The organism is Psychromonas sp. KJ10-10 (assembly GCF_047323245.1).
Lineage (GTDB): Bacteria > Pseudomonadota > Gammaproteobacteria > Enterobacterales > Psychromonadaceae > Psychromonas.
This window is the reverse complement of sequence record NZ_CP178826.1, coordinates 2,764,230-2,788,700: the sequence shown is the minus strand read 5'-3', so window position 1 is coordinate 2,788,700 and position 24,471 is coordinate 2,764,230. Positions and strand designations below refer to the sequence as shown.

General features: G+C 38.1%; 33 protein-coding genes and 4 pseudogenes. 7 read left to right on the top strand and 30 right to left on the bottom strand.

Annotated features, from left to right (window positions below; translation table 11 throughout):
- The first annotated feature begins 6 nt into the window (after positions 1 to 6).
- The 3 genes and pseudogenes from ACLKMH_RS16030 (at position 7) to nifM (ending at position 3,006) form a co-directional block, all read left to right on the top strand.
- Positions 7 to 1,443 (top strand): annotated as a pseudogene (locus tag ACLKMH_RS16030) (ATP-binding protein).
- Between the two features lie 217 nt (positions 1,444 to 1,660).
- Complete coding sequence (locus ACLKMH_RS16025) at positions 1,661 to 2,143, top strand: nitrogen fixation protein NifZ (RefSeq protein ID WP_413699047.1); 483 nt, start codon at positions 1,661 to 1,663, stop codon at positions 2,141 to 2,143.
- Complete coding sequence (gene nifM, locus ACLKMH_RS16020) at positions 2,140 to 3,006, top strand: nitrogen fixation protein NifM (RefSeq protein WP_413699046.1); 867 nt, start codon at positions 2,140 to 2,142, stop codon at positions 3,004 to 3,006. Before ACLKMH_RS16025 ends, nifM begins: the two co-directional genes overlap by 4 nt.
- A 118-nt stretch (positions 3,007 to 3,124) precedes the next feature.
- Here the strand turns inward: nifM and ACLKMH_RS16015 are convergent, their stop codons facing one another.
- From ACLKMH_RS16015 to rsxA, 20 genes and pseudogenes are all read right to left on the bottom strand, one after another.
- Positions 3,125 to 3,493 carry a 2Fe-2S iron-sulfur cluster-binding protein gene (locus ACLKMH_RS16015; protein ID WP_413699045.1) on the bottom strand — a complete coding sequence of 123 codons (369 nt, stop codon included), beginning with the start codon at positions 3,491 to 3,493 and terminating at the stop codon, positions 3,125 to 3,127.
- 546 nt (positions 3,494 to 4,039) lie between these two features.
- On the bottom strand, positions 4,040 to 4,330 hold the full coding sequence (cowN, locus tag ACLKMH_RS16010) for a N(2)-fixation sustaining protein CowN (protein ID WP_413699044.1): 291 nt from the start codon (positions 4,328 to 4,330) through the stop codon (positions 4,040 to 4,042).
- A gap of 44 nt (positions 4,331 to 4,374) precedes the next feature.
- On the bottom strand, positions 4,375 to 4,995 hold the full coding sequence (locus ACLKMH_RS16005; RefSeq protein ID WP_413699043.1) for a nitrogen fixation protein NifQ: 621 nt from the start codon (positions 4,993 to 4,995) through the stop codon (positions 4,375 to 4,377).
- 33 nt (positions 4,996 to 5,028) lie between these two features.
- A complete protein-coding gene (gene modC / locus ACLKMH_RS16000; protein WP_413702370.1) occupies positions 5,029 to 5,895 on the bottom strand; it encodes a molybdenum ABC transporter ATP-binding protein in 867 nt (288 codons plus the stop codon).
- Positions 5,808 to 6,104, bottom strand: a complete 297-nt coding sequence (locus ACLKMH_RS15995; RefSeq protein WP_413699042.1) for an ATP-binding cassette domain-containing protein — start codon at positions 6,102 to 6,104, stop codon at positions 5,808 to 5,810. Before ACLKMH_RS15995 ends, modC begins: the two co-directional genes overlap by 88 nt.
- A complete protein-coding gene (gene modB, locus ACLKMH_RS15990; protein WP_413699041.1) occupies positions 6,101 to 6,844 on the bottom strand; it encodes a molybdate ABC transporter permease subunit in 744 nt (247 codons plus the stop codon). The genes ACLKMH_RS15995 and modB overlap by 4 nt, the downstream gene beginning before the upstream one ends.
- Positions 6,837 to 7,601: a molybdate ABC transporter substrate-binding protein gene (gene modA / locus ACLKMH_RS15985; protein ID WP_413699040.1), complete on the bottom strand. Its 765-nt coding sequence runs from the start codon at positions 7,599 to 7,601 to the stop codon at positions 6,837 to 6,839. Before modA ends, modB begins: the two co-directional genes overlap by 8 nt.
- A 38-nt stretch (positions 7,602 to 7,639) precedes the next feature.
- The gene (locus tag ACLKMH_RS15980) at positions 7,640 to 8,176 is read right to left on the bottom strand and encodes a flavodoxin (RefSeq protein ID WP_413699039.1); all 537 of its coding nucleotides are present in this window, start codon (positions 8,174 to 8,176) and stop codon (positions 7,640 to 7,642) included.
- A 253-nt stretch (positions 8,177 to 8,429) separates the two neighbouring features.
- Positions 8,430 to 9,263, bottom strand: coding sequence for an ATP-binding protein (locus tag ACLKMH_RS15975; RefSeq protein ID WP_413699038.1), 834 nt, complete (start codon positions 9,261 to 9,263; stop codon positions 8,430 to 8,432).
- A 51-nt stretch (positions 9,264 to 9,314) separates the two neighbouring features.
- Complete coding sequence (locus tag ACLKMH_RS15970) at positions 9,315 to 9,590, bottom strand: RnfH family protein (protein ID WP_413699037.1); 276 nt, start codon at positions 9,588 to 9,590, stop codon at positions 9,315 to 9,317.
- A gap of 13 nt (positions 9,591 to 9,603) precedes the next feature.
- Positions 9,604 to 9,927 (bottom strand): Rnf-Nqr domain containing protein, encoded by a 324-nt coding sequence (locus ACLKMH_RS15965; protein ID WP_413699036.1) that lies wholly within the window; start codon positions 9,925 to 9,927, stop codon positions 9,604 to 9,606.
- Positions 9,917 to 10,300 carry an Rnf-Nqr domain containing protein gene (locus ACLKMH_RS15960; protein WP_413699035.1) on the bottom strand — a complete coding sequence of 128 codons (384 nt, stop codon included), beginning with the start codon at positions 10,298 to 10,300 and terminating at the stop codon, positions 9,917 to 9,919. Before ACLKMH_RS15960 ends, ACLKMH_RS15965 begins: the two co-directional genes overlap by 11 nt.
- A 21-nt stretch (positions 10,301 to 10,321) precedes the next feature.
- Entirely contained in the window at positions 10,322 to 10,960 is a 639-nt protein-coding gene (rsxG, locus tag ACLKMH_RS15955; RefSeq protein ID WP_413699034.1) for an electron transport complex subunit RsxG, read from the bottom strand.
- Entirely contained in the window at positions 10,957 to 11,112 is a 156-nt protein-coding gene (locus ACLKMH_RS15950) for an RnfABCDGE type electron transport complex subunit D (protein ID WP_413702369.1), read from the bottom strand. Before ACLKMH_RS15950 ends, rsxG begins: the two co-directional genes overlap by 4 nt.
- Positions 11,113 to 11,119: 7 nt before the next feature.
- On the bottom strand, positions 11,120 to 11,875 hold the full coding sequence (locus ACLKMH_RS15945) for an RnfABCDGE type electron transport complex subunit D (protein ID WP_413702368.1): 756 nt from the start codon (positions 11,873 to 11,875) through the stop codon (positions 11,120 to 11,122).
- A complete protein-coding gene (locus ACLKMH_RS15940) occupies positions 11,814 to 13,010 on the bottom strand; it encodes an RnfABCDGE type electron transport complex subunit C (RefSeq protein WP_413699033.1) in 1,197 nt (398 codons plus the stop codon). Before ACLKMH_RS15940 ends, ACLKMH_RS15945 begins: the two co-directional genes overlap by 62 nt.
- Positions 12,961 to 13,434: a hypothetical protein gene (locus ACLKMH_RS15935; protein ID WP_413699032.1), complete on the bottom strand. Its 474-nt coding sequence runs from the start codon at positions 13,432 to 13,434 to the stop codon at positions 12,961 to 12,963. Before ACLKMH_RS15935 ends, ACLKMH_RS15940 begins: the two co-directional genes overlap by 50 nt.
- Before the next feature lie 12 nt (positions 13,435 to 13,446).
- Positions 13,447 to 13,725 (bottom strand): annotated as a pseudogene (locus ACLKMH_RS15930) (RnfABCDGE type electron transport complex subunit B); the annotation flags it as partial.
- Positions 13,726 to 13,768: 43 nt separating this feature from the next.
- Positions 13,769 to 13,978 carry a (Fe-S)-binding protein gene (locus ACLKMH_RS15925; RefSeq protein WP_413699031.1) on the bottom strand — a complete coding sequence of 70 codons (210 nt, stop codon included), beginning with the start codon at positions 13,976 to 13,978 and terminating at the stop codon, positions 13,769 to 13,771.
- A 15-nt stretch (positions 13,979 to 13,993) separates the two neighbouring features.
- The gene (gene rsxA / locus ACLKMH_RS15920) at positions 13,994 to 14,569 is read right to left on the bottom strand and encodes an electron transport complex subunit RsxA (RefSeq protein ID WP_413699030.1); all 576 of its coding nucleotides are present in this window, start codon (positions 14,567 to 14,569) and stop codon (positions 13,994 to 13,996) included.
- Between the two features lie 491 nt (positions 14,570 to 15,060).
- On the opposite strand from rsxA, the gene ACLKMH_RS15915 reads away from it, so the two are divergent.
- The 4 genes and pseudogenes from ACLKMH_RS15915 to ACLKMH_RS15900 all read left to right on the top strand — a co-directional run bounded on the left by ACLKMH_RS15915 (position 15,061) and on the right by ACLKMH_RS15900 (position 16,678).
- Positions 15,061 to 15,720, top strand: a complete 660-nt coding sequence (locus ACLKMH_RS15915; RefSeq protein ID WP_413699029.1) for a GAF domain-containing protein — start codon at positions 15,061 to 15,063, stop codon at positions 15,718 to 15,720.
- Positions 15,675 to 15,863: a sigma 54-interacting transcriptional regulator gene (locus tag ACLKMH_RS15910; RefSeq protein ID WP_413699028.1), complete on the top strand. Its 189-nt coding sequence runs from the start codon at positions 15,675 to 15,677 to the stop codon at positions 15,861 to 15,863. Before ACLKMH_RS15915 ends, ACLKMH_RS15910 begins: the two co-directional genes overlap by 46 nt.
- Before the next feature lie 49 nt (positions 15,864 to 15,912).
- Positions 15,913 to 16,038: pseudogene (locus ACLKMH_RS15905) on the top strand (sigma 54-interacting transcriptional regulator); the annotation flags it as partial.
- Entirely contained in the window at positions 16,016 to 16,678 is a 663-nt protein-coding gene (locus tag ACLKMH_RS15900; protein WP_413699027.1) for a sigma 54-interacting transcriptional regulator, read from the top strand. The pseudogene ACLKMH_RS15905 and the gene ACLKMH_RS15900, both read left to right, overlap by 23 nt.
- 82 nt (positions 16,679 to 16,760) lie before the next feature.
- Here ACLKMH_RS15900 and fdxB read toward each other — a convergent pair whose 3' ends face one another.
- The 10 genes and pseudogenes from fdxB to nifD form a co-directional block, all read right to left on the bottom strand.
- Complete coding sequence (gene fdxB, locus ACLKMH_RS15895; RefSeq protein WP_413699026.1) at positions 16,761 to 17,048, bottom strand: ferredoxin III, nif-specific; 288 nt, start codon at positions 17,046 to 17,048, stop codon at positions 16,761 to 16,763.
- A gap of 43 nt (positions 17,049 to 17,091) precedes the next feature.
- A complete protein-coding gene (locus tag ACLKMH_RS15890; protein WP_413699025.1) occupies positions 17,092 to 17,529 on the bottom strand; it encodes a NifB/NifX family molybdenum-iron cluster-binding protein in 438 nt (145 codons plus the stop codon).
- A 7-nt stretch (positions 17,530 to 17,536) separates the two neighbouring features.
- Positions 17,537 to 18,789: pseudogene (nifN, locus tag ACLKMH_RS15885) on the bottom strand (nitrogenase iron-molybdenum cofactor biosynthesis protein NifN).
- On the bottom strand, positions 18,770 to 18,904 hold the full coding sequence (locus tag ACLKMH_RS15880) for a hypothetical protein (protein ID WP_413699024.1): 135 nt from the start codon (positions 18,902 to 18,904) through the stop codon (positions 18,770 to 18,772). Before ACLKMH_RS15880 ends, nifN begins: the two are co-directional and overlap by 20 nt.
- Positions 18,905 to 18,965: 61 nt before the next feature.
- Positions 18,966 to 19,874: a nitrogenase component 1 gene (locus ACLKMH_RS15875; RefSeq protein WP_413699023.1), complete on the bottom strand. Its 909-nt coding sequence runs from the start codon at positions 19,872 to 19,874 to the stop codon at positions 18,966 to 18,968.
- Positions 19,849 to 20,328: a nitrogenase component 1 gene (locus ACLKMH_RS15870; RefSeq protein WP_413699022.1), complete on the bottom strand. Its 480-nt coding sequence runs from the start codon at positions 20,326 to 20,328 to the stop codon at positions 19,849 to 19,851. Before ACLKMH_RS15870 ends, ACLKMH_RS15875 begins: the two co-directional genes overlap by 26 nt.
- Positions 20,329 to 20,531: 203 nt before the next feature.
- Entirely contained in the window at positions 20,532 to 20,891 is a 360-nt protein-coding gene (locus ACLKMH_RS15865; protein WP_413699021.1) for a NifB/NifX family molybdenum-iron cluster-binding protein, read from the bottom strand.
- Positions 20,892 to 20,933: 42 nt separating this feature from the next.
- Complete coding sequence (nifT, locus tag ACLKMH_RS15860; RefSeq protein ID WP_413699020.1) at positions 20,934 to 21,143, bottom strand: putative nitrogen fixation protein NifT; 210 nt, start codon at positions 21,141 to 21,143, stop codon at positions 20,934 to 20,936.
- A 212-nt stretch (positions 21,144 to 21,355) separates the two neighbouring features.
- Positions 21,356 to 22,927 (bottom strand): nitrogenase molybdenum-iron protein subunit beta, encoded by a 1,572-nt coding sequence (gene nifK, locus ACLKMH_RS15855; protein ID WP_413699019.1) that lies wholly within the window; start codon positions 22,925 to 22,927, stop codon positions 21,356 to 21,358.
- Positions 22,928 to 23,027: 100 nt separating this feature from the next.
- Positions 23,028 to 24,470 carry a nitrogenase molybdenum-iron protein alpha chain gene (gene nifD / locus ACLKMH_RS15850; RefSeq protein ID WP_413699018.1) on the bottom strand — a complete coding sequence of 481 codons (1,443 nt, stop codon included), beginning with the start codon at positions 24,468 to 24,470 and terminating at the stop codon, positions 23,028 to 23,030.
- Position 24,471: the final 1 nt, after the last annotated feature.

The following is a 24,471-nucleotide window of genomic DNA, read 5'->3' as shown; positions in this document are numbered from 1 at the left end:
AACTTCATGACCAACACTGTTAATGCAAAATCAGTTAATATTTTTAATTCACTTAAAGCGCGGTTGATAACTAGCGCTTTATTATTAATTTTAGTACTCATGCCTTTGATTGGTTTTACTTTAAACGATGCCTTTAAGCTACAAATTAAAAGCGTACCAAAAATGAATTAAGTGCCTATATTTATTCAGTATTAGCGGTGGCAGAAGTGAATAATAATAAACTACTTATGCCAGAATATTTGCTTGATAATCAATTTAATGTGATTGAATCTGGTCTATATGCAGTGATCTCTTCACCTTCCTTGGAAGAAAAAAAGCTAAATGAAAATATTGAAACTTCTAAGACACAGGAAAATGTTCAACAAAACAAGCAGGTACTATGGCAGTCAGCTTCCTTATTAGGTTTACAAATAGTAAATAATTTAACTCACCCAGAAACAGGTCAAAGTGAATTTTCTGAGATCAATGCTAAGGGGAAAAGTTATCTAATCAATAGTTTTAGTGCACGCTTTGAACAAAAAATAGAGCAAGAACCATTTTTGATAACCGTTCATATTATTAAGGATCAGGTTAACTTACAGCAACAAATAAAGCAGTTTTCAAAACAATTATGGACCTGGTTATTAATATTAATGGCCTTATTAGTAATCGTTCAAATAGTTTGGTTAATCTGGACATTAAAACCTTTGGCTAAATTTACGCAAGAAATTGCCTCTATAGAGCAAGGAAAAGCAAATCAACTTAGTGAAAGTTATCCTTTGGAGCTAGAGGCTGTTGCTAAACAACTTAATACCCTTTTAAATACTGAACAAAACCAACGTAAGCGTTATCGTAATGCGCTCTCCGATTTAGCGCATAGCTTAAAAACACCACTGGCAGTCATTCAAAGTCAAAAGGAGTTAAATCAATCGTCTATTGAACAGGTTGGGGTGATCAACCGTATTATTGGCCATCAATTAAAACGCGCACAGAGTCGCCGCTGATGCTTCTTGGCATTTGGGTACGAAAGTTAACATAGTCAGTGATAAGTTAGTGAGAACATTACCTAAAATTTATTGTGAACCTCAAATATCAATTTCTCAAGATATTGATCCAACAGCTATATTTAAAGGAGATCAAGAGGATTTAACTGAGATCCTTGGCAATGTTCTTGATAACGCTTGTAAAGTCGCTAAATCACAGGTTTTATTAACCATTACCGATAAGCATTCTAAATTAGTGATGATTGTAGAAGACGATGGCAAAGGCATCAGTGATGAACAAAAGGAAAGTATTTTTAAACGTGGTATTCGCGCCGATTCTTATCAACAGGGACATGGTATTGGTTTAGCCATAGTACGTGATTTAGTAGATAGTTATCACGGAAAGTTAACGGTTGGAAAATCAGAAAAACTAGGTGGCGCAAAATTTGAGTTTCATTTCGGAGGGCGTAAGGATCAATAAAAATTTTCAGCCATAAACATACAATATAATTCTTACAACCCTAAAAATGTTTGATTACCAACAAACCCCACATTGAAAGACAATACCTGCAAAATAAACAACAAAATATAATGTTAACGTTATGAATAATAAGATTAATTTGTTTGGTCTGTGTTTTGCATCTTTGTTTTCATAAATAATAGGTTAAGAAATATAGTTATCAAACAGGGGAACAAAAATGGATGTTGCTTTTGATTATGGCGAAAAAGTCAGAGTAATTAAAAATATTAGAAACGATGGCACCTTTATGGGAAGCGATCGCGGTGAGTTAATTATCAGAAGAGGTAGCGAGGGTTATATTAAAGGAGTAGGCAAGTTCTTGCAGGATCAAGTTATTTATCAGGTGCATTTTATGGAGCAAGGGTGCACAGTTGGTTGCCGTGAATCTGAACTAAGTGATTTACAGGCACCTTGGGTAGACCGTTTGTTTGAAAGGGGAGACCATATTGTTGCATTACAGTCATTAAGTAGCGAAGGTAAAATTATCGTTGAAGCGGGTAATAAAGGCACTATTATAGGTTTAAAAGATGATTCGAAACCTCTGGTTTACCGTGTGTCATTCGTAAATGATAATGACTTAAATACGAATGCATGGTTAATTCCTGAATCTGCTTTGGCAATTGATGAATCTTTACCTCAACAATTAGGGAGGTTTGCATGAGTTTTTCAGTCAGTGAAAATATAAGTGTTAATTTTCAGTACCAATTAATTAAGCTTGCCTGGGCACAATATCAAACCTCACCTGAAAGTGTTGATGCCTCCTGTTTAGCAAAATTAACCCAGCAGGCAAAAGGCGCACAAAAAATAATTATGGCGGTATTAAGTAGTGAGGTTGCAAAGGATCATTCAGTGATTACTGAAGAAATTGATTTTGTTTTTGAACAACTTGTTTCACAATTTGAGCATCCAGAAAACTTTAGGTTATCCTTAAAGGCACAAAAATTAACTGAAAAAGATTTACAGCAAGCGATTTATCAAGACTTACTCTGTGAAAAAATCATTGATGCGCAGAGTCAAAATTATAGGGTGGCAACCACTCAGGAAGCGTTAGACTATTATGAAAACAATAAACAACAGTTTATGCACCCTGAACACCGCCACGTCAGCCATATTTTGATTACTATTAACGATGAATATACTGAGAATCAAAAGGGCAATGCTTTATCACGCATCAATACATTACGAGCAAAGTTAGTTAATAAACCTGATACATTTGCTAAACAGGCATTGACACATTCTGAGTGTCCTACAGCACTAAATAATGGTGTGGTTGGAACGGTAAGCCGAGGTCAGTTATATCCTGAGCTAGATAATGTATTGTTTGCGATGCAACCGGGTAAGATCAGTTCAGTGGTTGAAAGTGAAATTGGATACCATTTATTATATTGTCACGAAATCTATCCAGCCTTTGAGAGTCCTAAGGAAGAAGCGCTTACAGAGATAACTAAACAGCTCAATCAGCATAGAAAAAGTAAGTGTGAAAAGAAATGGTTATCTAGCTTGCTATTAGCGAATCACGCTTAATGCGTTTAGCTTTAGAGATTTTTTGTTTATTAGTTTAAGAGTTGAAACATAATCCGGCTTAGGAAATAACTCCTTAGCCGAATTATAAGTATGATTGTAAATAGTCGTAAATGCCTACTTAGGCACCACCTGGTTCCCCAGTAAATTTAACTAATATATCTTCATCGGCGACAATCGCTTGGCAAGCTAAGCGATGTTTCGGTGGCATATCACCTACTGAAGCGCGTTCTGAATCTTTCTTAGATAGTTTTCCAATATTCTTTAGTCCTTCACGTTCCTTGTCAGTTAACATAGCACCTTTAATATGGTCGCCATCAAGATGAGTGACTTCAACCAAACAAGATCCACATTTACCATCTTTACACTCATGGGGGATATTTACGCCATTTTCCTGAGCGAGTCCCAATAATGCATCACGTTTACCAACAACAGGTGTTACTTTTTTGTTTTTACGCATGATAGGTGATGAAAAATAAACTGTAGCCATATAACATTTCCTTTTTTAGGGGTAGCAATCCGTTTAAATCATATTTGATTAATTGACGGATTAAACGAAGGCTAAATGCGTTAAAGTGCATGGTGAAAGTTTAAAATAAGACTCCCGTTAAAAATACAATAACAGGCCTTTCCATTTTTTAAACAAACTCATATATGCTGTTACAACATTTAGCTAAGTAGTTAACCTGATTTATTACATTCCATTTTTTAATGAAACAAAAATAAATAAGAAACTCTTGATAATAATTGCAAGTAACAAGCCATATGCTTTACCTGATATCGCTTAGTGTGTGTCGATTATGGTAGTTAAATATATTGGATTAATTGGAATTAATTTACTTAAAAAACAATTGGTTACATGTTTGTGGTTTTCTGTTGTAAGAGGAGGGAAGGGGTAACTTAAAGATGTACCTTGTTCTGTTGTTAAAAATCAATTTGTTATTAATCATGCTGATTGCATAAACATGACAAAGTGCGTGATTAATAACAATTTTGTATGTTTCAGGTGATAAAGAAATATTCCCTGATGTTTAAATTAACAACATTCCTGTTCAATTCTATACAGTAAAGCTTTGGCTTGGTCATCATCACAGGTATCAAAATATTCATATAAAGTATTTGTCTGATGACCGACAAAATTTAAATTATCATGTTTTAGCTTGGCTTGTTGGTCACGTTTATTTTTAAAGTAGGTCTGCCATTTTTCATCTCCGTTGCCTGCCTTTATATTGTTTTCCAACATTTCCATTAATTGGTCTGCTCTTGTGTCACAGGCAAGTCCAATAAAGGATTGGTAACGGTCGCCTTCTTTCAGATTTTCATTCATTTTTTATTCCTTAATTTAGTTCGGGGAAGTTGAGTTATGAGGTTTTAAGCAAAACATTCAGCATAGGATTTACATTCTCCACAACTAGGAGCCTTACAAATAAAATCACCACCCTGTTGACAGAGTTGACGATAAAAAAAACGTTTCCAACGCATGTTTTCAGTATTAAGTGCGTGTAATTTAGGGAAATTGTATTTGATTAGTGCACCTAGTTGAGATCTATCGGATAAACCAAGACTGCTCCATAGATGTGAATTAGTTAAGCAAGCACATGCAATGAGCATTGCCATTTCTAGGGAAGAAGGCTCATCTTCGTTACGATAGCTACATAATAAGGTGATCAGTTCTTCACGTTCTTCTTCTTTAAAAGAGAACAACTTTTCACAGAGCAAAGCGCGTTCTCGGATCATGTCCGATTCATCTTGATGCCAAAGTAATTCAAGGTTAAATAAATCGTTATCATCCAGCAGATTTAGAAGTGTTTGATACTTATCCGATGGCAGGCCAAAGGCGTGAGGCAAAATAATATTACCCGATAATTGAGCCGTTATTATCTCTTTAAAGTCGGTAATGTTTTGTTGGCAGGCGTATTCAAAGGGAACTGCTTTGAGTGCCACAGCTTCAATTTTATTTGCTCTAAAATATTGTTGATGTTGGCTTTTCATGAATAACCTCTCTTAACTTAAACACATTACTATTTATAGAATGACAACTGACTTTATTTGCGCCCATACTTGGTCGCCTATTTTTAAATCTAATCGTTTTACAGAAGCATAACTGATGGTAGCGAGCAAATACTGTCGCGTGGCAACACACAGGGTGACGACACATTCACCTGGTGTATTTAGCTTTTCAATCTGTGTGATGATGCCTGAGAATATGTTAGTAATAGAGGTGTCCAGTGGGCGTGTGAGACATATACTCACATCTCGCGCATTAATTTGGCATCTCACTTTAGTATTTTCTTTAACCGACATTTTAGGCACCCAAAAGGTGAGCGTATCGGTTATTAATTCGGTTAAATATTGATCCTGATATGAGGTTGCATGGGTATAAAATAGACAACTGCGTTGCTCATTAAAAAGGTTGCCGGCACTAGGATCTAACATCACTTTTGCTAATGTGCCATTTTGTACTAATCTGCCCTGGTCGATAATTGCAATATAATCCGCTAAACGTGCCACCTCATTAGGCGAATGGCTCACATAAACGATCGGGATTGATAATGCCTGATGAAGTTCTTCTAAGTAGGGTAGTACTTCATTTTTTAATGCATGGTCTAAAGCAGAGAGGGGCTCATCCATTAACAATAATTTTGGAGAGGTTAGTAATGCGCGTGCAATAGCAACACGCTGACGTTCTCCACCAGATAAAGAATCTGGAGGTCTGTCTAATAACTGAGTTAATCCTAATAGATCACAAATAGTGTTAAATTTAACTTTTCTGTTGCTGGGTTCAACGCGACGGCGACCAAAATTTAGATTGTCACGGACATTAAGGTGTGCAAATAAACTTGCCTCTTGAAACACATAACCAATTTGTCGTTGATGAGGAGGCACAAAAATACCTTTTTGGAGTCCTGCCAGACCAGATCGCCAATGGCAAAATAACTATCAGGTAATTTTTCCAATCCAGCCATCGCCCTTAAACAGGTCGTTTTGCCTGAGCCCGAAGGACCAAATAATGCCGATACTCCTTGCTCTGGTAAAGTAAGTGAAATATCGAGATTAAAATTATGACGTGCAATTTTAAAATCGGCTTTAATTATACTCATGCTATCTGCCTCGTTGACGATGAGGTCTTAGCATGTGGTTTATTTTGCTGTTTGTTAGGTCTTGATCGAGCAGATAATTTATGCTCAGATTGGTAATTAATAAAATAAATAAGCGTTAATCCAATAAAGGAAACTAGCATCATGCCACCTGCTAACCAATGAGCCTGTGCATATTCCATTGCTTCCACATGATTATAGATTTCGATTGATAAAACACGGGTTTGTCCTGGAATATTACCACCTATCATTAACACGACACCGAATTCACCAATGGTATGGCAAAACCCCATGATGGGCGCTGTGAAAAAACCAGGTTTTGCAAGGGGAAGGGCAACATAATAAAAAGCTTCAAAGGGACTGGCACGTAATGTTGCCGCTACTTCTAAAGGGCGTTTACCAAAGGCTTCAAAAGCATTTTGTAATGGTTGTACAACAAAGGGCAGAGTATGAACAGCGCAGGCAAGTGCAATACCTAGAAAACTAAAGGGTAAATTTCCTAAACCGATAAATTGTGAAAATTGGCCAATAGGGCTATTAGGCCCTAATAAAAGTAGTAGGTAAAAACCTAATACTGTTGGCGGTAATACCATTGGCAAAGTACATAAACTTCCGATGATGGGTTTAAATTTTGATTGTGTTTGAGAAAGCCACCAAGCAAGTGGTGTTGCTAATGCAAGCAAAAGTAGAGTTACAATAATGGCTAGCTTTAGAGTTAACCAAATGACAGATAAATCAGGCATTGGACTCAACCTCATAACCAAATGAACTAATAATTTGTAATGCTTCTGGTGTTTTTAGGTAGTTTAAAAAGGACTCTGCTATTGGATTCTTTTTGCCTTTATTAAGTAATACTGCATCCTGCTGAATAGGATGATATAGCGAGCTAGGAATGATCCAAGCTGAACCCGAATTTATTTTTCCATCCATTGTCACCTGTGACAAAGGAATGATGCCCTGTTTAATATTGCCACTGCTGACATATTGAAAGACTTGGCCGACATTTTGCCCAAGCACTAATTTATTGCTTAGTTTCTGATAAATATTTAAATTCTTTAATACTTGTACAGCTTGTTCGCCGTAGGGGGCGATATCGGGATTGGCAATCGCTAAATGAATTAAATCAGAGGATAATAATCGATCACCTTGGGAATCAATCAGGTTGTTTTCACTTGACCAAAGTACTAGTTTGCCTTTTGCATAAGTAAATTGGCTATTTTTTACCGCAAGTTTTTGTTCAATTAATTTACTAGGGCGGGTTTGATCGGTCGCTAGAAACAAATCAAATGGGGCGCCATTACTTATTTGTGCATATAACTTTCCCGTTGAACCAACCGAGACAAGAACACGATGACCAGTTTGTAACTCAAATTTTGAAATAAGTACCTTTAATGGTTTAAAAAAATTGCCGGCGACGGCGACGTTAATGTCGCCAGCAAAGGAAAAGGTACTGTTAGTTAGTAGCAAGATAACGTATATAAAAGTAAATAAGGATTTCATATTGGCTCCTGCTAATTGCTTAACAAATGTTGAGAATGTTATAAACCAAGTTCAGGTTTAATAATTTCAAGCCATTGTGCAATACGTTCTTCTGATAATGCTGATTGATTATCGTAATCTAATACTAGACCTACAAACTCATCACCATCGAGTGCACCAGAATTATTGAAGGTATAACCACTATTTGGCCAACGACCAATCAAAGTTGCACCTGCATCAGTAAATAATTCAGATAATTCACCAAGTGCATCTACAAACTCATCGGGATAACCCTCTTGGTCACCTAAACCATAAAGTGCAATGGTTTTACCACTGAAATCTGCTTCTTCGATATCATCAACGATTTCTTCCCAGCTCTCGCTTTCACAATCAACTGATAATCCAGGTAATTCACCTTCACCCAAAGTAGGTGTTCCAATAATCAACTTATCGAAGGCAAGCAAATCATCGATGCTACAACGGTTAATATTAATTGGTTTAGCAACATCTTCACTGTCCAACATTTTATGAATTAGTTTTGCTACTTTGCGGGTTTTACCTGTATCAGTCCCAAATACAATGCCTACTTTGCTCATGTTAACTCTCCGGTTAGTTTGAATTATTAGTTGTTTTAAATTGTTGCTTTGATTTTATTGTCAGTACTTTATTTCTTGTACATCATTACTAGTACATGTTGCACAATACATGCCTGAGTTGTATGCCTATAAATTAATTTATAAGCTTATGATTTTAAAGTTTTAATTAATTTTAAATTAGTTTTATGTTTGTTATATTTAATACAAGGCAAACAATTTTTTGGCATATAACAAACATTTTTAATCGCAATCTCTAAACTTCTTGGCCGTATTTATTTAAGGTAATCGTATGAATTGGAATACTTTTTCTAGTTTGTTGTGATGCCGTTTGGACTAATTTTGACAAGCCACCACAGCAAGGAACATCCATACGAACAATTGTGAGACTTTTGAGTCTGCTATAACGAATCAAGATAGTTAGCTTTTCAATATATGTTTGCTGATTGCTATCTAATTTGGGGCAGGCAATGACTAATTTCTTTCCCTTTAAATAACGCGAATGAAAGTCTCCAGCAGCAAAAGCACTGCAATCCGATGCCAGTAATAAATCTATATTATTAAACTCTTGACTGGTTGGATTAATAAGATGCAGTTGAATTGGCCAATGGCTAAGTTGACTGGTGGTATCATTACTTTGCATTTTTTGTGTTTTATCTTTAGCCTCGATATTAGACTCGGCATCAAGATTTTGTTGTTTTTGTCCAGGACAGGCACTGGCTTTTTTATTTTTATCAAGACTTGGTATTTTGATACTTTGTTCGTTTAACACCTGAAGGGCAATGTTATAATACTCAAGTTCATTGTGCTCCAGCATATGTTCAAGGTGTGCCTTGATGACTTTATCGCCTCCTTTGATGATATTTTCCATCACTTGTCGTTCGTCATAGGGAACGGCTTCGCGCTGAATAACTTTCATTGCGCCAGTAGGGCATTCACCAAGGCAGGCACCTAAGCCATCACACATAAGATCACTAATAAGGCGCGCTTTATTATCGATAATTTGTAATGCACCTTCATGACAGGCTGGTACACAATCTCCGCATCCATTACATAAGGCTTCATCTATTTCAATTATATCTCGTAACATTTCTTTATCCTTAGCGGTTCACCTCTGTGAAAGCCTTTATCATTTTTTGCTTTAGTCATCATCATCATCATCGTCATCATCCAAATCTGCACTAATTGCAGTAACTGGCTGATAAACTTCGACGCGATCGCCTTCCTCAAGTTGTTTGTTTTTAGGGCAGACTTTGCCATAAATACCCATTTTTAATTTAGATAAATCCAATTCGGGAAATTCACTTAATAAGTTTGATTTCTCAATGGCCTGTAGCGCCGTAGCAGGTGATTCCAATTCTATTTCTTGCCAAAAACTGTCACTACCAGTCGCATAGGCGACACTTAATTTCATCATAACTTTCTCTCTATCAATCAACTTTGCATGAAAAAATAACTTCAGGTTTTTCAGGTGTTCGTATTATTTCAACGACACGCTTAAAGGCTAAAATTAGCCCGATCATAATGAATCCACCTGATGGCAGAATTACTAACAATAACCCCTTGTATTCAGGCATTGGATCAAGTTCGATAATGGCAAAGCTATCTCCTAACAATAAGCTGGCATTAGCAAATAGGGTGCCACTGCCAATCAATTCACGACAACCACCCAATACAACTAAAGCCAGGGTAAAACCAAGTCCGGCGACTAAACCGTCAAACATGGCTGGCATCCAAGGGTTTTTAGGCTGCATAGGATTCAGCACGGCCTAAAATGGCACAGTTAGTAACAATAAGTGGGATAAATAAGCCAAGTACTTTATGTAACTCATGTAACCAAGCGTTCATCATCAAATCTGCGATGGTTACTAAAGAGGCAATAATTAAAATAAAAATCGGGATACGTACTTGAGGTGTTAAAAAATCTCGGATTAATGAAATTAACAGACCTGAAAGCACCATCACGGCGGTACTGATTAAACCTAATCCTAAGCCATTAGTTGCACCACTCGTTACGGCTAGTAGTGGACACAGTGCTAGCATTTGCGTGAATACTACATTGTTATCCCATAGGCCACTTTTGAAGATCTCTTTATAATTGTATTTTTCTTCGTTTATGTCAGACATAATAATTTCCTTTCCTAGCGCTTAGTTAGTCGCGCTTTCAGATTCGTTGGTTTGCAAAAAGAAGGCTTTGTTTTCCTTTAATTGTTGCAGGGTGATATAAACGCCTTTGATCACTGCTCGCGGTGTAATTGTTGCACCGGTAAAGGCATCAAATTGTCCGCCATCTTTTTTCACAGCCCAGCCAGCACTATCTGGTTGGCTCAGAGATAATCCATTAAAACTTAATATCCAATCTGATTTAGGTAATTCAATTTTATCGCCAAGCCCTGGTGTTTCAGTATGACTGAGCACTCGAACACCACTTACTTTGCCCTCTGCGGTAATAGCAACAATCAAGGAAATATCACCTGAATACCCTGCAGATTTTGTAAAAAGAATAATGGCACTGACTTTGTCTTCAAGTTTTGCTCGATAGAAACTAAGTTCATGTCCCTCAATGTCAACTTGGTATTTTTGATCTAAAGGCTGATTATCATAAAGTTCACTTGGTAAAACTTGATCTAACAATTTAGTAAGATCTTCTTTTTGTCTTTGTGCAATTGGCTCAGCAGTTAAATTATCCGTGACCATCAATAAACTACACACAATTAATGTTACAATGCCCATTAATGACGCTGGATAAGCAAGATTTTCTTTTATCTTGTCTGTTATTAATTTCATCTCTTTTCTCCATACAATCTATGTTGTGTTGCATTTTCAATGAGTGGACTCACGGAATTCATTAATAAAATCGCAAAGGCAACACCCTCTGGATAAGCACCAAAAATACGGATTAAAAAGATTAATAAGCCACAACCTAAACCGTAATAAATACGTCCTTTAGGTGTAGTAGGGCTGGTGACTGGATCTGTTGCTATAAAGAAAGTCTGCTAACATTAATCCACCACTAGTAAGTTGTGCTAGAGGCGCTAAAATAGTTTCTGGCGAAATAAACCAAGCAATTGTTGCTGGTACAATGCAACCTACTAATAATCCAAAGGCCGTGCGCCAATCGATAATGTTCTTCCAACACATCCAAATGCCACCTAAAAATAGTAATAATGGCGACTCACCTAAGCTACCTGCTCCGATACCAAGTAACATAGGCAATAGAGTCAGTTGTATTTGGCTACTGCCGGTTTCCATCACTACACCAAGCGTTGTTGCACCGGTAAAGGCATCAACCACTTCACTAAAAATGGGTAACAAAGGGAGAACCGGATCGGGAGCTGGCCAGTCAGTCATTTCTACGGGAAAGGAGATAAGTAAAACTACACGTGCAAGCATTGCGGGATTAAATAAATTTTGACCTAATCCACCATAAACTTGTTTACCAAGCACAACTGCAACGGCCGAACCAAAGGCACCAAGGTACCATGGAAAATGGGGCGGTAAACTCATCACTAATAAAAGCACTGTTACAATTGCACTACCATCGCTTAGACTACCTATATGTTTTTTTTGACATTTTTGACATAACCATTCACTGACTAAACCTGCAATGATAGATGCAAAAATTAACTCTAATGCCTTCTCACCAAAAAGGTATATGCCTAATACTAAGGCTGGAAACAGGGCTAAAATAACTTGGCGCATAAGGCGACTTACTGTCATGCCTGAGTGTACATGTGGTGCACTTAATAATAATGTTGGCATAATTAGGATTCCTTAACCGTATCTGTTTTTTGTTTTTTAGCTTTAGCGCGTTTAGCGTGACTCTAGCTTCTTTTTTAGCGGCTTTGTCTGCTTCTTTTTTAGTCGCTTCTTTTTCTAACCTTTCTGTACGTTGTTGGTTTAATCGACGTGCAAGTCGCGCTTTATTTTCCATTTTCTTTTGTCGACCCAATTCAGCCATTGCATAGGAAAAATATTGTGTAAGAGGTAAAGATGCAGGGCAAATAAAAGAACAAGAACCACATAATAAGCAACTATTTAAACCTTGTTTTTGAGTGGCTTGTAAATCATCGTTTTCAATAAGTTCTGCCATCGAGTTAGGTAATAAACCCATCGGGCAAGTCGCTACACAACGACCACAACTGACACAGGGGCTCGTGCTTGGTTGCGCAATTTCATTTTCTTCCAGAAATAGCACCCCACTTGTGCCTTTGATAACAGGGGTGTGCATATTCTTAATAGTGTGTCCCATCATTGGGCCACCAATAATCATACGACTTGCAGAAGATTTTAATCCGCCACAGGTTGCCACTAATTCTGAAATTAATGTTCCTATTGGGGCTTCAATATTCATTGGTTTTTCTAGTGCACCACCACTGAGAGTAATGACACGATGAGTCATAGGGTTACCATAACGAATAGCGTTATAAATAGCGACACAGGTAGCAACATTTTGTACAAATACGCCAACGTCAGTTGAACGTTTTCCCTTTGGAACTTCCACTTTACATAAAGCTTGAATAAATTGTTTTGCAGAGCCCATTGGGTAATGAGTTGGCAGAGTTCTTACTTCTATGTTGTCATCTTCACTGGCGACTTCGGTTAAAATCTGAAAAGCCTCTTTTTTATTATCTTCAATACCAATAATTGCTTTTGGTGCACCACAGGCTTTTAATAAATAACGCACACCACCAATAACCTGTACGCTTTGTTCGCGCATAACCAGATCATCACAGGTTAAATATGGCTCACATTCACAACCATTGATTAAAAGGTTATCAATTTGTTTATTTAAGGTAGAGCGTATTTTTGTGGTACGCAGGGAAAACAGCACCACCCATACCAACAACACCTGCTTCTTCAATAATATCGATTAAAGTTTCACGACTTTGTTCTTCAATATTTGTTTGTGTCTCAAGTTTTATGACTTCATTTTGATCTTCGGGATCACATTGAAGGTGTATCATTTGTTCTTCTCCGCCACCGGGTATCGCAGAGCGATGCAGAGCAATTTTAAGAACAACCCCAGATTGAGGCGCATGTATATTAGCGCTACTTCCAGTACCTTTGGCAATCATTTGCCCAGCAATCACCTTATCGCCTGCACTCACAATTGCTTTTGCGGGTGAGCCAGTGTGTTGCTTGAGATTAATATAGAGGCGCTTAGGAGGAGCTAAGATAGTTATCTCTTTATGATTACTTAACTGTTTGTGTCCGCTCGGATGAACGCCACCTCTTATGAGTGAATGGGAAAAAAGCATGTCTGCCTCTCCTTAGCTTAGTGTCGGTTTAGGCCAAACCCAACCGTCATTAAAAATTGGATCTGTTTTATAACTGATCGCATCCTGTGGGCAGGCACTGGCACACATGCCACAACCTGTACATATTTCTGAAATAACACCATGTAACTGTTTATTTGCACCAACAATGGCATCATAGGGACATTTTTTAGAGCAACGTGTGCGACCATCGCATAGGGCTTCTTCTATTTCAACAACTTGAGGAAGTGTTACCTCACCATCATTCTTTACTAAGGGCACACCTAATAGTTTCGATAATTTTTCTGCTAGTGCTTGTCCTCCTGGCGGACAACAGTCAGGGCCTAGTTCCCCATTGGTTCATGGCGATTGTCGCTTGAGCACAACCTGGGTGACCACATTGACCACATTGGCCATTAGGTAAGAGATCGCTAATTGCCTCAATAATTGGATCTGCTTCCTTGGCAAAAAAGCGTGATGCCAAAGTGAGGGCAAAACCCATAATAAGGGCGAGTACTGGAATACTTAAAATACTGATAATTACCATTGTATGTTTGCTCCTTTATGCGAACCCAACAAAACCAGAAAATGCCATGGCCAAAACCCCGGCTGTGATAAAACTAATTGGTGCACCTTCCATAGCTGGTGGAATACGACAAAGTGCCATTCTTTCTCTTAGTCCTGCAAATATTACGATTACTAAGGTAAAACCTGTCGCTGAACCAAAGCCATATAAAATAGCCTGTAAAAAATCTAATTCTTCACGGATAGTGAGTAGAGCAACCCCTAATACCGCACAGTTAGTGGTGATTAGAGGTAAAAAGATACCTAAAATGCGATGCAACTCTGGGCTTTGAAAGGCAACCATCATTTCAGTTAACTGAACAAGTACTGCAATGACTAAAATAAAACTTAATAAACGCAAAAAGCCTAACTCTAAGGGAATTAATAAGTAGTGCTCTAATATCCAGCCTGCGAGACAGGAAAAAGTAAGTACAAAGGTTGTTGCTAAGCCCATTCCGAGCGCAGAGGAAACCTTATTGGATACGCCCATAAAGGGACATAGCCCCAAAAATTGTGCGAGCACAACGTTATTGACTAAGCTGGTGGTCAGCAGTAATAAAAGGTATTCACTCATTTTTGCTCCTTATATAAGCAATATCATTGAACTTATTAAGTCTGAGTAATCTAGCTTTCAGACGTTTATTTGAGTTCTTATTGTTGTTATTTCAAATCTATAAGGAGTGTATTGCGATAATTATGCCAAAATATTGAATTTGCACGAAGGCACCAAAATTGGGAAAAAACAGTAAAAATTGCACTATTTAGGGGAATAAAGGCAATTTTTATGACCTTTCAATTAAAACCTTGTTTGGCCTTAAATGAACTTATCTGGGTAAATTAACCATAAACTTTACATGGAATTGTTTTAGATCAACCAAAGCACTCAACAAAGCACTTTTGTAACCAAGTTCACACTTTTTGGTACGTAAGTTGCGTTTTGTATTACAAGTAAAATGACAAATAGCCGAACTACAACAGTTCTAACAAATTGTCGCTTTTATTACATTACAAAATTAATGCACGAAAAGGCTCAAAAAAGACCATCTTAGGTGGTTAAGGAAAGATATGAGTGATTTAAATGGATATGAATTAAAAAAATTCGACGCAGAACAACAGTTAATTGCATTACATAAAATCAGTGTGATTCTGAGTCATTCCCTTAACATGGAACAAACTCTGCAACAGGTATTGAGTTGTTTAGAAGAGTTAGCAGGGATGCAATTTGGTATGGTGACCTTGCAAAATGAAGATCGTCAAGGCATGTTAGTTCAAGCATTGCACGGTGCAAACCCTGAAGTGATTCGAGATGTCGCACGCATTAAATATCGTACAAATGAAGGTATTTTAGGTGCAGTTCAAGCCAAAGGTGAAACACAGGTTATCGTTAAAGTTTCTCAAGACCCGCGCTTTTTAGATAGACTCGGACTTTACGACTACAATCTTCCACTTATATGTGTTCCCTTAGGAAACAGTAGTAATCGAGCGGGTGTGCTTGTTGCACAGCCTGTCAGTGGTGTATTAAGTGAGCTTACAGCTAAAACTCGTTTCTTAGAAATGGTCGCCAACTTGATCATGCAGACGTTGACTCTTTCTAATACGGTGCAAAAGAGAAGCAAGAGCTACAAAATCGTAATGACAAATTACTTTCAAATAATAAAGAAACAAATGGCTTTGCGTCTATGGTGGGTAATACCCCTGCAATGCGACAAATATTTGAAACCATAACTCAAGTAGCTAAATGGGACACCAGTGTCTTAATTAGAGGTGAAAGTGGAACGGGTAAAGAGCTAATCGCTGGTGCCATTGCTTATCATTCACCCCGCGCTAATCAGCCTTACATAAAATTAAACTGTCTTCGCCTTACCTGATAATTTATTAGAAAGTGAATTATTTGGTCACGAGAAAGGGGCCTTTACTGGTGCTGTTAAGATGCGTAAGGGACGATTTGAACTGGCCGATGGTGGTACGCTGTTTCTTGATGAAATTGGTGAAATCAGTGCTAGTTTTCAAGCTAAACTGCTTGCGTATTTTACAGGAAGGTGAATTTGAACGAGTAGGTGGCCAAGAAACCATTAAAGTTGATGTGAGAATTATTACCGCAACAAATAAACCTCTCGAAGAGGAAGTGAGAAATGGTAATTTTCGAGAAGATTTATATTATCGTTTAAATGTTATGCCTATTCATTTACCGGCGTTACGTGACAGATTAGATGACTTACCAGAGTTGGCGCGCTTTCTTGTCGCTAAAATTGCTAAGGGGCAAAATCGTATTCTGAAGATTAGTGATGGTGCAGTACGTTTATTATTAGGTCATAATTGGCCTGGTAATATTCGTGAACTAGAGAATTGTTTAGAGCGTGCATCAGTGATGAGTGAGTCAGGTTTAATAGATCGTGATGTGGTGATGATTAATCAAACATCGATGCGTGCATTTTCTTCTATATCACATGACAATAATAGTGCCTTTGTGCCTAGTGTGCCCTCAACTAGTACCGCTAGTACTTCTGATGATGAGGATCTTGATGATCGCGAAAGAGTAATTTCAGCCTTAGAACAATCTGGTTGGGTACAAGCTAAAGTCGCGTTTATTAAATATGACACCACGACAAATTGCATATCGTATTCAAACAATGAATATTCATGTACGCAGAATGTAATTTTTTTAAAGTATATAAAAAATTAAAGCCAGAATATTATATTTAATATTCTGGCTTTAGAAGTAGGGCACTGTTTTTAGGTGTATTAGTTGTATTAGTTCAGGCTAGTTAAAATTCCATGGTGACATGGCCAAAACAGTTTTTAGAGCATACTTTAGAGCAAGCACCACAACCGATACAATTATCTGCATTGGCTAGGCTCATTACCATGCGTACATCATCATCGTAATCACCTTCGTTTTCTTCATCTACTTCGATTTCTTCTGGCGCAAAAACATCACGCGTACAAACGTTATAACAACGTCCACATCCGATGCAATCTGCTTGATTTAAGCTATCTACAAACTCTGGTGTCCAGCTCTCGCCTGACTTGGTTAATCCTGTTACTGTTGCCATTTTATTTTCCTTTTATTGTTTAAAGTTAATACCAAAAATTGTTTTAATTCTCATCCCACTCGCTATCTGCTAACTCATTGAGGTAATCATTATTTTTTAATTTATGTTTTTGTCGTTCTTGCCTATCTGCAATATCTCCCGGCCAATTGGCTTGAATGAGAGGAATAAGTGAAGAGATAAGTTCTTCCTGTGGGTGGATAACCACTCTAGTACCTTGCTTTAACAATTGTTGGCGCACAGGGTTACCGCAGGCGAGACAATACACAGCAAAACAATCTGTCAAAGCAGTTAATCTATCTTTAATCTTTTGCTGGTTATGACCTTCCTGCTGGGTCAATTTAATGGTTTCTATATGTTCACTATGACTTGGTGTAACATCATAAAAGGACAGGTTTTGACATTGACCTAAGTGCTCATCCAAATGCCTTTGATTACTACTGGCAAAAGCAATACGTAGTGAAATTTGTGAATCAATATCCATATTATATTTATCCTCCAACACTGATTTGACTTAATGTTTGTTTAAAAGTGGAATGATAAACAGGGATACTGTGTACTTCATGGCGTAATAAGTTTGCTAATTCAAAAAGCGCATCACGAATACCTGCATAACCAATAAAAGACTTTGAAAAACACCCGAATTGATCATGAACGGGAATACCAACACGCAATAGAGGAATATTCATTTGCTTAGCAATACTGTTAGCATGTGAGTTTGCTAACAACAGATCGACATTTTCTTGCTCTGCTAATTGGTGTAAATCGGAAAGGTCACCAATTTGCACTTGATCTATTGGTAAGGCTGTTAGTTGTCTTTGATTACAGGGAGCAACCATTGCCGATATTTGCATATTCGCGCTTTTACATAATGCACCAAAGGCAGTTAAATGGTCTGCTTCCATTGCAAAGGCCACTTTTTTCCACCGAGTTGAGTGTGCGTATCAATTAACGCATCACACATTTGACCTCGTGCACGCGAGATTGATGCAGGTACTTTACGCCCACTTAAGTTACTGAGTAGTTTTACGAGGCGATCAACTTCTTCCAAAGTGTGTAAATGTGCAAAGGTTTCTGTTTGTATTTGAGTTTGTTGGCTAAGCATAGTCGCGGCTCTTTCTAATGAACCTCCGATAACAATGGTTGCTAACCCTTGTCCAACGGTTTTGATTTGTTCAACTGTAGTACCACCTTGCGATAAGGCAGTAAAGTCATGTTCTGCTAGGTGTCCATCAAGTGATAAACTTAAATCAGGTATCACTATCGGTAATAAACCAAAGGCTTCAACATAGGTTTTTAATACTTCTACATCACCTGGGGTGAGCATATGACTAGCTAAAATATTGATACGTTTGCGTCGTACACTGCTGGGTACTTTAGTGGGTACCAAATGTTTGATCATCGCTTCAATTGCACTACTATAACCAGTTTCAAGAGAACCGTAAAAATCAGGTGTATTGACAGGAACAATGGCGGTGTTTTTAAATTTAGGATTGTTTTCTTTAAACAATCGTACTGAACGTTCAATATCACAGCCCTGTGCTTCGGTTAAACCCGATGTTAATAAACCGATTAGTTTTGGCTGATTTTTTTGGCAGATATTGATAAAGGCTTGAGTAAGATTATCATCGGAACCCATGACAGTAGAAATAGGATCCATTGCCGTGGATTGCATGGGAATCGGTTCATGAAAATGCTGTATTAAAAATACCTTTGCAAAAGCACTACAGCCTTGAGCTCGCATGCATTAATGGCATGGACTTTTCCGTGCCTAAAAATGCAAGGGCCGCTCCAAGTGGCTGGCCAACTTTTAAAGGTTGCTCTGCTAGTGGTTTTTTATTTGATAATATTTGTGCCATTATTTTTTCCTCGAATGTGTCATACAAAACAATTATTTTTTAGCGTGTTTAACCAATAAAGTTACCAAGGTGCAGGCCGACGAGCCTGTTCCCAAATAGGACTTTCAAGGGTTAAACATAATTGTTGTGCGAGGGTTATCATGCCTTTAAAACCAGCAAACGCATGTTCACGTTCTTGATTCACCTCAACAAAAGGCATACGTGCTTTGTAAGCTGTGTACATATTACGTCCACCAGCAATCATTACATCAGCTTTATATTGATAGGCGACATCGAGTAAGTTTCTAGGGCTGGTTTCATCCAATAGGATGGCATCATCACCCATTAATTCTCGGATTCTAGCTTTGTCTTCTTCAGTACTTTTACGTGTTCCACTTGCGACAACTTTCATGCCTAAGTCTTGTAATGCCGATACAATTGACCAAGATTTAACCCCTCCTGTATAAAGAAGTGCTTTTTTACCCTGTAATTGTTCACGGTAGGGAGCTAAAGCTTCGTTTAAAGATGACATTTCGCTACTGATTAATTGCTCAGTGCGATCGGTTAAGGAGGGATCATTAATTAGTGTTGCAAATTGGCGTAGTGCATCACACATATCTCGAATGCCATAAAAACTGCCTTCAAACCAAGGAATTTGATATTTTTCTTCGAGTTTACGTGCAACATTGATTTGTGCTCTTGAACATACCAACATCAATGCTTCTGCATGATGCATAGTCTGTAATTCTTTAAAACGGCAATCTCCCGATAAATTAGCCAGTACACGTAAACCTAATTTATCGAGTAGTGGAAGAATATGCCACAGTTCACCAGCAATGTTGTATTCACCTACAAGGGCAATATCGTGTACTTTACCCTCAGCAAAGCTGGGTTTAGGAGCTGGAGTTGCTTGGCCGATTACTTTATCAACCATCAATTCGCCTGCAATACGATTACCTAGGTTTTTATTGCCGTAAAAGCCCGCGAGCATCAATAGCAATCACAGGCATGCTAACTTTTTCCTGAGCAAGTCTGCACACAGCCGCAATATCATCACCTTCCATTGCAGGGACACAAGTATTGTAAACAAACACAGCGACTGGCTGATGTTTCTGGGCAATTTTTATGATGGAATGATAAAGACGTTTATCACCTCGTCCCATAATGACATCTTGTTCATTTAAGTCCGTAGTGAACCCTAAACGATATAATGATGGGCCTGAGCTTTGTGAACCACGTTTATCCCATGAACTACCCGCACATCCAATTGGGCCATGAACTATATGAGCAACATCGGTAATAGGTAGTAGGGTAATTTGTGCGCCATCAAAACAACAACCACCTGCCGTTGCCCCTGGTGTGGCGGGAACACAACCAGACTTCGCTTTTTTGTTATGTTCGCAGGCTGGTTCGTTTTGTAATTCGGTAATTTCTGATTGTCGCATAGGTTCTCCTAGGGTTAACCTTTGATATGGTTTCTATTACAAACAGTGTTGCAACAATCATTCCCGCTGTAAGTTATTGATTAATAGTAAGTATTGAATGTCGTGTTTAGCACAATGGGCTACAGCCGACACGACATAAGTTTATCTTTATTGTAAAGCTTCAAAACGCTCACTAAGATGGTCCGGCTGACCCATAAGTTTTGCTAACCAAGGTGGTAGGGCATCTGCATTGACACGTTGTTGTAGTGCAATAAGTTGCTCTGAGATAGCAGGGCTACCTTTACTTTTAAGTGGATGAATTCCTGCATTAATAACTTTAGTCGTCCGCTGGGCCACCAATGGCGAGCACAAAACATTAAATGGCAATCACTGATTATTTGAGCACGATAAGCATTTTTTTCAACGCCTCGGCCACCTTCGGCCTCGCGAAGTTCAATATATTCAATATTATTTTCATCAAGCTTGTAGATATAAAAATGTTCGCAGGAACCAAAATGACCATCAATGTTTTGACCATCAGTTGATGCAATTGCTATTTGTAAACTTGGGCTTTCTACAGTCATGTTTTTCTCCTTTATATCTAAATTAAATTACTTTCAAAGCTATTAAGCACGGCGCATTCGAATAGTGATAGGTAATTTGGGAGCACCGGCTAATGGTTCAAAGTAATAACTTTGGCCATTGCTCAGGGTCATTTTTCCACCCCAATTGTCATCTTCTTCAAATTGTAAAGAAACAACTTCAGCTTCTAGATCTTTTTTGGCGATGTATCCTGTCATGATCCCATCTTGTTCTCTTAACATTATGTTAGGCATTAGTTACTCCTTAGGGTGATTATTACTCTGATTTATTTTTAGAGAAAAAGCCTACTTAAATCAGTAAGCTTTTTTGCTAATAACAAAAGGGCGGTTAATAGCGTTGAGGAAATTGATGTTAACTAGAAGTGATTGAAATAAGTAACAATCTAAACTCCTAGTCATATTCTACTTTCCTCAACGTCGATTAATTATTGCTATCAATGGTTGAATTAGCGTACTAAATCAAAACCAAAGTCAGTTTTACCGTAGACACTTGTGTCTTGGTCTAACTTAGCGAGGATTTCATTAACTAAGGTTGTCAATATTTGCATTGCACCTTCGTATCCCCAAGTTGTTTGGTTATGTAAATGATGACGGTCAAAGATTGGGAAACCAAGACGAATCAATGGCACTTTAAATTCTTCACCTTTTGCTAAGGTATCGCGTTCAATAAATTTACCGTACGAGTTACCAATCATGAAGTCTGGTTTATTAGTAAACATTAGTGAACGGAAATGCCATAAATCTTTCTGAATGTAGATTTTACAATCAGTGCCGTAAGGGCTTGCATCTAAAACCGCTTGCATTGCTTTTTGCCATTTTTTGTTGGCATTATGACAAAGGATTGTGGTTGGCTCACATCCAAGCTCTAATAGGAATTTAACCATACCTAATAGGTAATCTGGATCACCGTAGATACCGAATTTTTTACCGTGTAACCAAGTGTGGCTATCTGTCATCATATCCACTAAACGACCACGTTCTTTAGTTAATGAATCAGCGATAGGTGTACCTGTTAATTCGCTTAATTTCATTAAGAAGTCATCTGTCCAATCAAGTCCCATTGGAATGTTGATTGCACTAGCAGGTTGTTTCCATAAACCTTTTACAGTTTTCTTAGTTTTAATAAGAGACCAAGGCTGAAGCAGTAACGTATCGATAGCGTTTGGTGCGTCTTTCATTTCTTCTGCAGTTGTACCACCGGCATACATGCGGTACTCACCGTCTGCAGGGGTGCTAAGTACTTCTGTTGGATCTGATAATACGCTGTAAGGAATACCCATTTCTTGCATCATTGTATGAAGAATGCGGTAGTTACCTAGGTAAGTTTCAAAACCTGTTACTAAATTGATTTTGTTATTACTACCAACAACTTTGTCTTCCATGCTAGCTTTCGTAAATTCATTACAAAAACCTTCAAACATGCCGTCCCAACCCGTGATATGGCTACCCACAAAACTTGGTGTGTGAGCGAAAGGTGTTGGGATTTCATTTGGAAGATGCTCATCTTTTTTAGCATTTGCAATGAATGCGTTAAGGTCATCACCAATAACCTCAGCCATACAAGTTGTTGATACAGCAACCATACCTGGTTTGTATAATGCGTAGGCATTAGCTAAACCATTGTCCATATTTTTATTACCACCGAATACCGCCGCATCCTCTGTCATAGAGTCTGATACACAGGCAATTGGCTCCTTAAAGTGACGGTTAAAGTAGCTACGGAAATAAGATACACAACCTTGAGAACCATGTACGTATGGTAATGCTTTATCAAAACCAAGAGCACAAAGTACAGATCCTAGTGGTTGACAAGCTTTTGCTGGGTTTACGGTTAATGCTTTACGAGCAAAGTTTAAGTCTTGGTATTCCTGTGTTGTTGTCCACTCAAATACTTCTTGAACTTTTGCTTCACTGTGTGCTTCTTCTGATAGGGCTTTTTTTCTAGCCAACAGATCCTGATATTCCGGCTGGTTAAATAACGGATACCCAGGTTTGATTTCTTCGATTACTTGACTCATATTATTTTCTCCTCCTGCATCCGTTCTAAGAACAGTCAGGTGTTATCTCTATTGGTTGCGATAGCAAGGGCGTTTGCTATCGCATCGACGTTAACAGGGCTTATGCACTTTTAAGCCACGGCGCTGTAAGTTTTTGCCAACATGGGTTGTTCAATGTCATATCCATATCTCGGGCAAAGATATCAAAGCCATCGTAACCATGATAAGGACCTGAATAATCCCAGCTGTGCATTTGGCGGAAAGGAATTCCCATTTTTTGGAATATATATTTCTCTTTCACACCAGAACCTATTAGGTCAGGTTTAATTTTCTTAACAAACTCTTCAAATTCATAGCCTGTTACATCGTCATAGATCAGTGTTGCATCTTTAACATCTGGTTGAGTTCGGTCGTAATCATCGTTATGACCAAATTCATAACCTGTACCAACTACTTCCATACCAAGGTCTTCATAGGCACCGATAACATGACGAGGACGTAGTCCACCCACATATAACATAACCTTTTTACCTTCTAAGCGTGGTTTGTACTTAGCGATAATGGCTTGCCATTGAGCTTCGTATTTAGCAATCACTTGTTTTGCTTTTTCTTGAATTGTTTCATCAAATTTAGAAGCAATTTCAGTTAATGATGAAGCAATTTTAGTTGGTCCAAAAAAGTTAAACTCTAACCATGGAATGTTGTATTTTTCTTCCATGTGACGTGCGATGTAGTTAACACTACGGTAACAATGTACTAGGTTAAGTTTCGCTTTTGAGTTCAATTCGATGTCAGACAATGTACCGTCACCAGACCACTGTGAAACAACACGTAAACCGATTTCTTCAAGTAATAAGCGTGTTGACCAAGCATCACCACCAATATTGTAATCCCCGATTAAACCAACATCATAAGGTGTACCTTCAAAGCTATCGTCATCAGCACGGTTATCAATCATCTTGTCGCGAATACCATCATTCGCAATATGATGACCTAGTGATTGAGAAACACCGCGGAAACCTTCACAGCGTACTGGCACAACTACTTTGCCGGTTTTAGCCTGAGTTTCTTTTGCTACTGCTTCGATATCATCACCGATTAGACCAACAGGACATTCTGATTGAATAGAAATACCTTTTGAAAGTGGGAACAGTGTTTCTAACTCTTCCATTAATACTTCTAATTTCTTATCACCACCAAATACGATGTCTTTTTCTTGGAAATCTGAAGTAAAGTTCATTGTGCCAAAGCTATTAACACCCGTTTTACCTGCGTAGTAGTTACGACGTGAAGCACGTGAATATTGACCACAACCAACTGGGCCGTGGCTTATATGTATCATGTCCTTAATTGGACCGAATACCACACCTTTTGAACCTGCGTATGCACAACCACGGGCAGTCATGACACCTGGCTGAGATTTACGGTTTGAAGTAATACAGCTACTTGCACAAGTGCTATCACTAGTCCCTAAGTGTTTTGCACGATCTTTTTTGGCACTATCAGGATATACCTCAAGTACCTCCTGGATCATTTGTTCGTTTTGCTCTTTTAAACTTGTCATA